Here is a 12230-nt window from a genome sequence, read left to right as displayed (position 1 = left end):
GAAAACTGGATGGAGGCCAACCGATACATCAACATGGACGACCTGCGCGAGCACAAGAAGCTCGCTCTGCGCCAAGCCGCATGACCAGCATCATGGCCGCCCCTTTTTGCAGAACTTGACGCACACAACCTAGTCGAGCTCATCGAGGTCGGCGGCATGGTGCGTTTCAAGAAACCAGCGTGAGCCGCGGCCAGCCGGGTATGGACCGCCCTACAGGCTGAGCTGTATTCGAAGATGTGGCCGGGCGTAGAATGACGTCGCGTTCCGCCGCTTCGCGCGCCGCCCTGATCGGAGTTTTCGCGTTGACGGTGTGGGTGGCCGTCACGGCATCGGCTGCGATATCCTCAACACGGTATTTCGGCACTTTTGTTCCTACGCGTCGGTAGCGACTCCGCTTGTTTAGGGTCGCCCTCAAAGAGGAGAATAAGGTGGCAAGCTCGTCGTCGCCCTGCCGCCGGGGGTGTGACCCGGCGGCTTGGACGTTCGGCTAGGATCGCTCGGCTGTGACCGCCTTACGGCGTTGCCGCGGGAGTCTGCTTGGCAGCCATCTCGTCGATCTTCTCGGCAAGCACGCCGTTGGCCCATTCGGTGACCTTGGCGTCGACCGGCTTGTTGGCCATATCGGCGAGCGCGTCATCCAGCGATGGGACGGCGGCAGCAGCGTCGGCCGCCGCTATATTGGCCGTATCGAGCGCTGCCTGCGCTGCATCGATCTGCTCCTGGGTCGGGACTTGGTCGGCCGGAGTATTCGGGTCGTTCAATTTGGCGTTCAAAGCGTCGACTTCGGCTTGGGCGGCATCCACCGCGGCTTGGGCGCTCTTCGCGGCCGCCGACGCTGTCACATAAGCCTGAATGCCGGCGAATTTCTTGCTCTTGGAGTTCATATAAGCGTTGATGTTGCGCTGCAGCGAGTTCAGCCGGCCAAGCTTGGCGTGAATGTTCTTGTCCTTAGGCGTCGCGGCGACCTCAATGTCGTCGACGGCGACCTGGTCTTCGCCCGAGGCCTTCTTTCCGGCGTGAGCCGATGCCGACTTGCCGTGCGAAGCGCTGTTGCCGGACTTCCCGCCGCTGTTGCCGGACTTGCCGCTATTGCCGTGACCACCGCCATTGCCGTGACCACCGCCATTGCCGTGACCACCACCATTGCCGTGACCACCACCGTTTCCACCCGCGCCAGCGAAAGCAGGAGCGGTCACTAGCGCAAGCGCGGCAAGCGCTGCCAACAGCGTTTTTCGGGATGTCATGGTACCTCCTCAGGCGAATAGCCACCTCGCCGATTCGTTATAGAGCGGCTTATAAGAGTTTCCTAATTCGACTGAATGAACTTTAGATAAATGCTTGTTGCAATGAGCGACTGACGACTGCGAAGCGCTTTGTAACCCTCTGAAATCTAGCAAAAAAATCCGGAGTCGGAGACCGTATCGGCCCTTTGCGCGACTGAAGTCCCATACCGATCGGACCTTGGTCGGGCGATGCACAACCGCGGAATGCTTGAGTATGGCGTCACGGTGTGGCTGTGACTGCGCATTGGTAGACAACTCGCCGGGCGAAGACCCCAACTACCTCGAGCCCGGCGAGCCTTACACCTGATCAGAGTACGCGATCAGGACCGGGGATCAGCCGGCGAAAGATGTGGGTGCAATATGGGTGCCAAACTATTCGTCCCAAATTGGGACCATGCTGCGGCCTGCAAGCTGCGCTTAGGTCGCATAAAAGGCTTAGGCGTTCGCATCGGAAATGGCGATAGCTGGTTAGATCGCTTCCTTCCTCCGTTTGTATGATTCGTTGGCATTGGCAGTCGTGCGCATATTGTTTGCCGGACGGCGCTGAGTCTCACCGGTCGAGCCCAGCGGCCCGCCCGCCGCAAAGTGTCCCCCCGCGACAAAGGCTGCTGGGCCGTCCTAGCGCCGATCTGCTCCGGAAATGGCCGCGTGAATGCCCGCTCGACTCCAGCAACAGCTTCATCCTTGGTTGCGACGTTCCCGCGCGCGCCGCCGTCATCGAGCGTATCTTACTCGCCTAACCCGGATCGTGCCGCGTCTGCTTTCCGGGACGCACGGATCTATGCTCAACAGCTAATGTCAGGCGCGTACCTGAATGGGTCCTCGAGCCGAGATAGCGCGTTAGTCCATACCCGACATTGCGATGTCCAGAAATCGACCGTTTTGCGAACAGCGATGACTACTCGGAGCTGCTATCTCGTTTGCGCCACGAACTGTCCCCTGCCCTCAATGCTTCCAACGTCTCATTTGGGGGCCGATAACGGACTGACAGCTTCGAGCGTCGAGCCGTTGGGTTAGACCCTGACGCCGATGCGTGCGCCGACGGAATCTTCCAACAGTCAACAACGCCGAGCTAAGCATCGAGCAAAACCGTCCCTCGCGGGCGGCTGCAACATGCCAGGACATAGCCGGCAGATTTCTCTTTAGCATTCAGTCCGCCTAAATCGTCCATGGTAACCTCGCCGGATAGTTTGGCTATTCGGCACGTTCCGCAAACGCCCTGCTGGCAGGCGGTTGGGATGTAGATGCCACAGTTCCGCGCCGCGTCCAGCAGGGTCTCTCCGGGCGCGCAGCGATGCTCCACACCCGAGCGGACAAAACGGACCGAAGACGAAATCGCCAAGCCCAATTCCGACCGAGAACCATTGCTGCCTCCGAAACTCTCCTCGTGATACTGCGCCGGCGGGAAGCCTATTGCATCAAGGCAGGCGCGTGCCGCCTTCATGTATCCTTCGGGCCCACAGGCAAAAACAGTGCGCTTGTGAAGATCGGGAACCAGGCTCAGCAGCATCCGACCATCAATTCGGCCGGTTGAACCCGTCCAAACGGGACCTCCCTGGCCGCAAACCAAAGTCACTTGAACATTGGGAAAGCGAGCGGCAAGTGCTTCCAGTTCCGCTCGGAAGATGATGTCGCCTGGGGTTTTCGCGCTGTGAATGAAGCGGATCTCCCTGTCGTCTGCGCGGTCTGTAAGCGCACGCAGCATTGACATGGTCGGAGTCACGCCGCTCCCGCCCGAAAGGAAAACAGGTTTCTCCGACGGCAATTTATCCAGATTGAACGAACCGAGCGGCCCTTCGATCTCGATCTCGCTGCCCGGCGTCAAATGGTCATGGATCCAGTTAGAAGTGAGCCCGCCCTGCGTTCGCTTCACGGTGATCTGAAGATCAAGCGGTCGCGTCGGCGGTGACGATACCGAGTAGGCGCGCGTTATTGTGGCGCCGTTGATCCTGAGGTGCACGAGAACATACTGGCCCGCGCTGAAGCAGAACATCCGACCAGCGGCAGATGTGAGAACAAATGTTTTCACATCGTGCGTCTCGTCTATCACGCGACGGCAGAGCACTATATCTCGCGTCTTTTTTGCCCATCGCCGCTGACGCATGGTGGGCACCACATCTGAGGCTTGGATGGAAGCGTATGCATTCATCGTGCGGCTCGGCGTTAGGTCGAGCGAACATGCCAGTTCTTACCCCGCTGAACAGCAATATTATTCCAGCGTTATGATCGGGAATATCGATTAAACTTCCAGCGACATAACAGCGAGATGGAGAGCACGGATGCCTTTGCGAATGATCGGTTCGTGTTTGCGGCGTGCCAGTATCGCCGTATGGACTGGCTGGTGCAAGGTCGGCGCTCCTTCGACCAGGAACGATGGAATCTCACCGGTAAACCTGCGCGCATCATCGCTGCGCATGTAGCAAGTGCCGCCCGTTCGCCGGAGCATGATCTCCGCCAGAGTTTCCGATCCGGTCGAAAGTCGGCAGATCGCCAATTGAGCCAGCATCTCTGCGTGCGTTTTCTCCAGCACGACGGTGTAGGCTGGGCGGATGTAGGTGTCGGGATCGACGTCCGACAGGTTTCTGGCGGCAGTCGAAACCATTACATATTCCTCGACCATCAGGTGCTCGTATGCGATCTCAGGCAAGTAGCGGGGGGCATAAAGCACCGCGATATCCAGGTTTCCCATGCTGAGGTCGCTGACCATCTGGTTCGAATAATCCGACTCGACATGGATTGAGGACTTCGGAAGTGCTTGGCACAGGGTTTCGACCCACCCGGGCAGGACTGAGCGGGTCATGCCCACTTGGGCGGCAACGCGCAAGGTGCCTTCGAAACGGTTGAAGGCCCGGACATCGTGGCGAGCCTGCGACCAAGTGGATACCAGAGATCTTGCGTAGGCTTCGAACCGGCGCCCTGCGGCAGTCGGCTCTGCCCCGGCGCGTCCGCGTTGGAACAGTTCAGATCCGATTGCGCTCTCCAGGTTCTTGATGCGGGTGCTGATTGTCGATTGGGTTAAGCCCAACCGATCTGCGGTGCGATTGAAATTTCTCGATTCGATGATGTCGAGAAAGGTTTCGATGTGATCAAGCTGCATGGAAATCCCGATCGAAAAATTCGATCATGTTCCTGCCTACCATAAGCTTGATCAAACAATTCTCAAGGGGGAAGCTGCACCAGATCATCGGCCGGCGCACCGCCGGGACGGGCCACGGAGCGGAACAAAGTGTTCATAGTTGATTGCGACTGTCACAATTACTGGTCAAGCGCCACCGTGTTGACGCCATACCTTTCCGGCTTGTGGAAAGACATGTTCACCGAGGGCGAGAAAACAGGTCCAGTCGGCGCATTTCCGCATGGCCATCGCCCCTGGTTTCATCCGCAGGACTTCTCCCGCAAGGACGTCCGTCCGAAGACGGAAGCCGACAATTATCTCATCATGAAAGAGAAGCACCTCGACAAGTACAAAGTCGACGTGGCGATCCTCACCGGCGATGAGCCGATCGAGGCGTCGACCCTCGCCAATCCTTACTATGCCAGCGCCCTGGTCAGCGCCTACAATGACTATCAGATCAACCAATGGCTGCCGAAAGACGATCGTTTCATGGGTTCGATCATCATCGCACCACAGGATCCGAAGCTCGCTGCCGCCGAGATACGCCGTCTGGGCAGTCATCCGCGTATGGTCCAGGTTCTCGCTTCCCAAGGGTCCGTCAAGCCGTATGGAGACCCGTTCTACCATCCGATCTACGAAGCTTGCGCTGAAGTAGGGTTGCCGTTCGCCATACATCTGGGCGGGCATGGCGGCGTGAATTCAACTGCCATTGCGCCTGCGCCCACGACATTCTTCTGGGAAACGCATGCCATTTTGCACATGTCCGCGATGTCGCACGTGGCAAGCATGATCGCCCATGGCGTCTTCGAGAAGTGGCCGGACCTCTACTTCGTGATCATCGAGTGCGGTGTCGCCTGGGTTCCGTCGGTCCTGTGGCGCCTGGATGCCGACTACAAAGCGCTGCGTAAAGAGACGCCATGGCTGAAGATGCTGCCATCGGAATATTGCCGGCGCAACATCCGCTTTTCCACGCAGCCGCTGGACCAACCTGCAAACATCCAACATCTCTGGTCCACGCTCGAAGCGATGGACGGGGAAAACACGCTGATGTTTGCGTCGGACTATCCGCACTGGGATTACGACGATGCCAACACGCTGCAAATCCCTCCTGCCTGGAAGAGCAAGATCATGGGACTGAATGCGTTGGAAGTCTACAAACGCATCCCCCGCGCGCAAGCTGCGAATGCTGCCTGAGGAAGCATACGATGCCCGAGAAGACATATATCTGCCGCGTCGAGGAGATCGAAACAGGATCTCCGTTTATCGCCAAGATCCGCAGCCTTTCGGTCGGGATTTTCCGCATCGGAGATTCATTCCACGCGCTGCTGAATGTCTGTCCGCACCGCGGCGCTCCACTTTGCGAGGGACCGCAATGCGGGACAACCGCGCCCGTTGAACAAGCGCAATTCATCTATCATCGCGAAAACGAGATCGTTCGATGCGCCTGGCATGGCTGGGAATTCGACATCAAGTCAGGTGAAGCCTTGGTCGATCCGTCCATTCGCGCTCGCACATTTCCAGTCACCGTCGAAGCCGGCAGCATCTATGTGACGGCCTGATTGGCCCAAAAGCCGATTGGGATTGGAAAAATTCGAAGAAAGATGGCCGAAGCCAACTAGCAGATTTGTTCGCAGGTGCTTGAAAAAAATAACGCGGAGAACTCCGCAATGGGAGAGTCAAATGTCAGAATCTGAATACAAGCTTGGTATCGCGCAAAGCCTGGTCGGTGGCGGCAAAGTTTCCCGCCGCGACTTCATTCATCTTGGGATAGCCGCAGGCCTGACGGTCGCCGCCGCCGACACGCTCTTCGTCGCCAGGGCGCGTGCCGAACCGATGCACGGCGGCTTCGCCAAGCTCGGCATGGCTCATGGCGCGACGACGGATTCAATCGATCCAGCCGGCTACCCCGATACGTTCACACAAACCGCGTTTTCGGGCTCGCTATCCAACAGCCTCACTGAGGTCGACGCCAAAGGCAATGTCCAACCGGACCTCGCCGAGAGCTTCGAATCTTCGGATGGGGCCAAGACCTGGGCCTTCAAGCTGCGCAAAGGCGCAACCTTCCACAACGGCAAGACTGTGACGGCGGATGACGTCGTGACGTCATTGCAATATCACATGGGCAAGGACACAAAATCGGCGGCGAAGTCGCTGTTGGAGTCCGTCGCCGGGATCAAGGCGGACGGCCCGGAAACGGTGGTCTTCACGCTCAAGAGCGGCAACGCCGATTTCCCTTACATCATGAGTGACTACCATCTGGTCATCATGCCAGCCAAGGACGGCAAGGCGGACTGGGCTTCAGGGGTTCGCACCGGCGCTTTCCTCCTTGAGAATTTCCAGCCCGGCGTTTCGGCGAAACTCAAGCGCAATCCAAACTACTTCAAAAACGGCAAGCCCTATCTCGACGAGGTGGAATTCATCGCCATCACAGATCTTGCCGCTCGCATGGCGGCCTTGTCGACGGGCGAGGTGGACTATATCGGCCGCGCCGACCTCAAGACCCTCGGCATGTTGAAACGCAATCCGAAGGTGGAAATCGTCGAGGTCACCGGCTACGGACATTATACCTTGCCGATGAATGCCGCGATGGCGCCGTTTGATAATCCAGACGTGCGAATGGCATTGAAATGGGCGATCAATCGCCAAGAAATCGTCGACAAGATCTTTCTCGGCCACGCCACCGTGGCTAACGACAACCCGATCGCGCCAGCGATCAAATTCGCCAAGGATCCGCAACCGCAACACAACTTCGATCCGGAAAAAGCCAAGCACTACCTGAAAAAGGCCGGAATGGAGAACCTGAAGGTGGATCTCTCGGTCGCTGATGCCGCTTTTGCAGGCGCGGTGGATGCGGCTTCGCTCATTCGCGAGACGGCAGCCCAATGCGGCATCGACGTCAATGTTGTGCGGGAGGCCGAGGACGCTTATTGGGACAATATCTGGCTCAAGAAACCCTGGTGCGCATCCTATTGGAGCGGTCGAGCGACGGCCGACTGGATGTTCACGCAAGCCTTCGCCGCGGACTCCATCTGGAATGAGTCGTTCTGGAAAAATCCCCATTTCAACGAATTGCTTGTTAAGGCGCGGGCCGAGACGGACGAGGCCAAGCGAGCGGCGATGTATGCCGAGATGCAGCAACTAACCCACGACGATGGCGGCAGCATCGTGCTGGTCTTCAACAATTTCGTCAGCGCCCAATCCAAAAAGCTCGCACATGGCGAAGTGGCGCCCAACTGGGAGAACGATGGACTGAAAATGGCCGAACGCTGGTGGATCGCCACGGCATGAAAAGGCGGCCGGGGCCACGATGGTTGTGAGGCTCCGGTCGGCATGCTCCGAGTGCAGGACTGCCGCCCAAAGGGAAACGGCACTCACATGAACCCCGTCGCAAGAACGGTTCTGCAGCGCCTTGGCCTCGGCCTGGTCACTTTGTTCATCGTGTCCATCATCATCTTCTCTGCCATCGCGATGCTTCCGGGCGACTTCGCCAAGGCCACGCTCGGGCAGTCGGCGACGCCCGAAACGGTCGCCGCCTTTCAGCGGGAAATCGGCATCGATCGTCCGCCTGTCGAGCGCTATTTCGTCTGGGTCGCGCAAATGCTTCACGGCGACTTCGGCTCTTCGTTCGCGAGCCGCACCGGATATCGGCGTACCGTGGCCGAGATCATCGCGCCACGCCTCTACAATACGATGTTTCTTGCAGCGGTGACCGCGCTGATAGCGGTTCCGCTGGCGCTCGGGCTTGGCATTCTCGCCGCGCTGTACCGCAACGGCTGGTTCGACCGGCTGGTGAATGCCGTGACACTGACAACTATTTCGTTCCCGGAGTTTTTCGTCGCCTATATGCTCGCCTACCTGGTGATCTCGCGCGACACGTTCATTGCATCCGATTTCGCTCAATCCCTGCCCCATTGGCTCAGTATCTCACTGACCTGGGCACTCAATGCGGTTCCCAAATTTCCGACATTGTCGAATGTGAACGATCAGACCCCATTTTGGGAGCACCTCTGGAAAGTGGCGCTGCCGGCAATCACCCTTACACTCGTGATCGTGGCCCACATGATGCGCATGACCCGAGCGGCCATCATCAACATGCTCGCAAGCCCCTACATCGATATGGCGCGCCTCAAGGGAATGTCCCCGATGGTGATCGTGCTGAGGCATGCCCTGCCCAATGCCTGGGCTCCCATCGTCACTGTCGTGGCGTTCAATATGGCATATCTCATCGTCGGAGTGGTCGTGGTCGAGGTCGTTTTCGTCTATCCCGGGATCGGCCAACTGATGGTTGATGCGGTAAAATCCAGGGATGTTCCGGTTGTCCAGGCCTGTGCCCTGATTTTCGCCGCGACCTACATCCTTCTCAACCTGCTGGCCGACATTATTTCCATCGCCACCAACCCCAGGCTCTTGCACCCACGATGACCAGATCCCAATCTATCGCGGCGGTTCAGAGGCTGAGGCGCTCGCGTGCCAGCCGGGCGACAACAGCGCTGAAGAAGGCACCGCTTAGTGCATGGTTCGGCATCGTGGTGATCGTTGGCTACGTCCTTGTTGCGGTCTTCGCGCACTGGATAGCCCCATATGGCGAGACGCAGGTCTTCAGCGAAGCCTTCGCGCCGTGGAATCAGGAATTCAAATTGGGAACCGACCAGCTCGGCCGCGACATGCTCACCCGCTTGATCTACGGTGCGCGCAACACCATCGCTATCGCGGTCGCGACTACATTGCTCTCCTTCGCGGTAGGCGTGTCGCTCGGCCTCCTTGCCGCATTGTATAGGGGGTGGCTCGACCAGATCTTGTCGCGTGCGGTGGACGTGCTGATGTCGATCCCGAGTCTGATCTTCGCGCTGGTGCTTCTGTCGATCTTCGGCTCGTCGATCACCAGCCTGATTGTTATCATTGCGCTTCTCGATTCCACCCGTGTCTTTCGGCTTTCTCGCGCCGTTGGGCTTAACGTGGCCGTGATGGAATATGTCGAGGTGGCGCGATTGCGCGGCGAGGGACCGAGATGGATCATCGCCAAGGAAATCCTTCCCAATGTCATGCCTCCACTGGTCGCCGAGTTCGGCTTGCGATTCTGCTTCGTGTTCCTGACAGTCGCGGCGCTGTCGTTCCTCGGAGTCGGTATTCAGCCGCCGACGGCCGATTGGGGATCAATGGTGCGCGAGAACGCAACCCTGATCACTTACGGCGATGTCACGCCGCTGCTTCCGGCCGGCGCGATAGCTCTTCTTACCGTATCCGTAAATTTCGTTGTGGACTGGTACCTGCACGCAACAAGCGGGTTGCGGGATGAAAAGTAGCGATCCAGGCTCACGCGAAAAAGGAAAGGATCTACTGCAAATCCGCAATCTGCATGTGGAGGGATCCTCGGACGAACAGTGGCATCCCATCATCCGCGGGATCGATCTTACGCTGAAGCGGGGGGAGGTTCTTGGCCTAATCGGCGAGTCAGGCGCCGGCAAGTCCACCATTGGCCTTGCCGCAATGGGCTATGCCAAACCGGGCTGCCGGATCACACAGGGCTCGGTCCTGTTCGACGGGATTGATCTCCTGGCAGTCAATGAAAAGGGGCGCCGTCGTCTCCGGGGCTCCCGCATTGCCTACGTCGCGCAAAGCGCGGCGGCCTCCTTCAATCCGGCACATCGACTTTTGGAACAAACCATCGAAACCGCGGTGGCGCATGGAATCGTCAGCCGGGAAGAGGCGAACCGGAGCGCCGTGGATCTTTATCGGCGTCTTCAGCTCCCAGAACCCGAGAGCATAGGCTTTCGCTATCCTCATCAGGTCTCAGGCGGGCAGTTGCAACGGGCCATGACAGCGATGGCAATGGCTTGTCGACCGGACCTCATAATATTCGACGAGCCAACAACGGCGCTCGATGTGACCACGCAGGTTGAAGTCCTTGCCTCCATTCGCAACATCGTTGAGGAATTCAGTACTGCTGCAATCTACGTAACGCATGACCTGGCGGTGGTGGCGCAAATGGCGGATCGCATCATGGTTCTGCGACACGGAGTTACCGTGGAGGTGGCTGACACACGTCAGATGCTGGCCTCGCCCAGCCAGGAATATACGAGGACGCTCTGGGCAGTCCGCAAGCTCGCCAAGCCCGAAGTTCCAGCCGATGACTATCTCTTGACGATAGACAACGTCACCGCGGCTTATGCCGGAGGGGTCAAGGTGCTCCAGGATGTGTCCATCAAGGTTCCGCGAGGAAGAACAGTCGCTGTGGTCGGCGAATCCGGTTCTGGGAAATCGACGCTCGCTCGAGTCGTTACCGGACTCTTGCCGCCAAGTTCGGGTTCGATTTCTTTCGCAGGCCAGCTCCTTTCCAAGAGCCTGAAGGCGCGGCCCAAGGAGGTCCTGCGTCGCGTCCAGATGATTTATCAAATGCCCGACAACGCCCTTAATCCGCGCCAAACGGTCGAAGAAGTCCTAGATCGGCCACTCGAATTCTACCTCGGCCTCAAAGGCGCGCAGAGAGATCGCCGGATAAGCGAACTTATGCACATGGTCGAGATGAGCGAGGATTTTCTGGAACGTCTACCTGGCGAGCTATCAGGTGGCCAAAAACAACGCGTCTGCATTGCGCGGGCATTGGCTGCCGAACCGGAGCTTATCATCTGCGACGAGATCACATCCGCGCTCGACCAAATTGTGCAGGAGGAGATCCTCAAGCTTCTGATGCGCCTACAGAGTGAACTCGGGATGAGCTACATCTTCATTACCCATGACATTGCCACGGTGCGCGCGATAGCAGACGAGATTGTCGTCATGCACGGCGGCAAAGTCGTCGAGCAGGGATTGAAGAGCGTGGTTCTCACACCTCCGCATGCCGCTTACACCGAACGGCTTTTGTCCTCTGTTCCCGAAATGGATCCTGACTGGCTGACAAGATTGCTGGCCAGTCGGAAAATCTGACAGGTTGCAAGGTGGTCAGGAATTAAGTCCCCGTCCGCCCATCTTCCACGTGCTTTGAAGGGCATGATCGAGCTCCACGCGCAGCGATCAGCGCGACCATTATGCACGCCTTCTGGAACCGGCTATCGTTGATCCAGGATCATCAAGCTAGGTTTGGCGCTGAGACGTATCGGAAATTCGTTCGCGCACGGCATGCTCGGTCTTGTCTGCTGTGGACTTCACGATCTCGCCGAGCTGATCGGCTATCGTGTCTGCTTCCATATCTTGCCGGCCAGCTTCCTGCTTGATGGTCTCATAGGCTTCGGCGGCGACCTGCTTGGCCTCATCGAGGCCCCTATTGAGCAAAGTTTCGGCGGAACCGCGAAGCTTGTCGCCATAGGCGCCTATTCGCTCATCCTCCGTTGCCGTATGGGGCAGCATTGCACCTATAGCGGCGCCGATGGCGAGACCGACGGCCGCTACGGCCAAGGGTTGGCCCTCCAAGAGATCTTGCGCGGAGCGACTGGCTGTCGCCGCCATGTCCCCAGTCGTCGAGCTTGCATTGGCAGCGCTTCCCGTCAGACTCGCCGCAGCGGCTCTTGCGGTGCTCGATATGGTGTCGCCGGCGCTGGCAGCGCTCGAGGAGAGCGATTCCGCGGCATCGGAGAGCGTGCCGCCCAAGCCGCCGCGCTCCCCTACTGCATCATGTTGTCCCGGCGCTGAAGGCAATCGGTAGTCATCCGAACGTTGGGTGGTGTTTGAGGTACCGCTGCCGAACATCAGCCAGGCCAGACCTGCGCCCACCATGGTGACCGGCAAAGGATTGTCTCGGACCTGCGTTCTGAGATTGCTGAGCATGGCCGCGCTCTCCCCTCCCGAGAACAGCCCGGTGAACTCATCCAGCAATTGTCCAGGCGTCATCTTGCCTC

10 protein-coding genes are annotated in these 12230 nt (G+C 58.6%); 6 read left to right on the top strand and 4 right to left on the bottom strand.

All coding sequences use genetic code 11. The features are described 5' to 3' along the window. Positions 1 to 512: 512 nt before the first annotated feature. The 3 genes from NKH38_RS32470 to NKH38_RS32460 form a co-directional block, all read right to left on the bottom strand. A complete protein-coding gene (locus tag NKH38_RS32470) occupies positions 513 to 1244 on the bottom strand; it encodes a hypothetical protein (RefSeq protein ID WP_352904842.1) in 732 nt (243 codons plus the stop codon). A gap of 1111 nt (positions 1245 to 2355) precedes the next feature. Next, positions 2356 to 3432, bottom strand: a complete 1077-nt coding sequence (locus NKH38_RS32465; protein ID WP_352765575.1) for an FAD-binding oxidoreductase — start codon at positions 3430 to 3432, stop codon at positions 2356 to 2358. Between the two features lie 90 nt (positions 3433 to 3522). After that, positions 3523 to 4380 (bottom strand): LysR family transcriptional regulator, encoded by an 858-nt coding sequence (locus tag NKH38_RS32460; RefSeq protein WP_352765574.1) that lies wholly within the window; start codon positions 4378 to 4380, stop codon positions 3523 to 3525. A gap of 129 nt (positions 4381 to 4509) precedes the next feature. On the opposite strand from NKH38_RS32460, the gene NKH38_RS32455 reads away from it, so the two are divergent. The 6 genes from NKH38_RS32455 (at position 4510) to NKH38_RS32430 (ending at position 11322) form a co-directional block, all read left to right on the top strand. Further along, positions 4510 to 5592: an amidohydrolase family protein gene (locus NKH38_RS32455; protein ID WP_352765573.1), complete on the top strand. Its 1083-nt coding sequence runs from the start codon at positions 4510 to 4512 to the stop codon at positions 5590 to 5592. A gap of 11 nt (positions 5593 to 5603) precedes the next feature. Then, the gene (locus tag NKH38_RS32450) at positions 5604 to 5957 is read left to right on the top strand and encodes a Rieske (2Fe-2S) protein (RefSeq protein ID WP_352765571.1); all 354 of its coding nucleotides are present in this window, start codon (positions 5604 to 5606) and stop codon (positions 5955 to 5957) included. Positions 5958 to 5979: 22 nt separating this feature from the next. Continuing rightward, positions 5980 to 7686 (top strand): ABC transporter substrate-binding protein, encoded by a 1707-nt coding sequence (locus tag NKH38_RS32445; RefSeq protein WP_352765569.1) that lies wholly within the window; start codon positions 5980 to 5982, stop codon positions 7684 to 7686. An 87-nt stretch (positions 7687 to 7773) separates the two neighbouring features. After that, positions 7774 to 8820 carry an ABC transporter permease gene (locus NKH38_RS32440; protein WP_023673826.1) on the top strand — a complete coding sequence of 349 codons (1047 nt, stop codon included), beginning with the start codon at positions 7774 to 7776 and terminating at the stop codon, positions 8818 to 8820. Positions 8821 to 8924: 104 nt separating this feature from the next. Next, positions 8925 to 9701 (top strand): ABC transporter permease, encoded by a 777-nt coding sequence (locus NKH38_RS32435; protein ID WP_502905815.1) that lies wholly within the window; start codon positions 8925 to 8927, stop codon positions 9699 to 9701. After that, complete coding sequence (locus NKH38_RS32430) at positions 9691 to 11322, top strand: ABC transporter ATP-binding protein (RefSeq protein WP_352765566.1); 1632 nt, start codon at positions 9691 to 9693, stop codon at positions 11320 to 11322. The genes NKH38_RS32435 and NKH38_RS32430 overlap by 11 nt, the downstream gene beginning before the upstream one ends. Before the next feature lie 147 nt (positions 11323 to 11469). Here the strand turns inward: NKH38_RS32430 and NKH38_RS32425 are convergent. Continuing rightward, on the bottom strand, positions 11470 to 12230 hold a 761-nt coding region (locus tag NKH38_RS32425; protein WP_352904838.1), incomplete at its 5' end, for a hypothetical protein.

Origin of the sequence: Mesorhizobium sp. M1078 (assembly GCF_040318615.1) — a bacterium.
Lineage (GTDB): Bacteria > Pseudomonadota > Alphaproteobacteria > Rhizobiales > Rhizobiaceae > Mesorhizobium.
The sequence above is the reverse complement of the archived record's forward strand: the minus strand, read 5'-3'. Positions and strand labels throughout refer to the sequence as shown.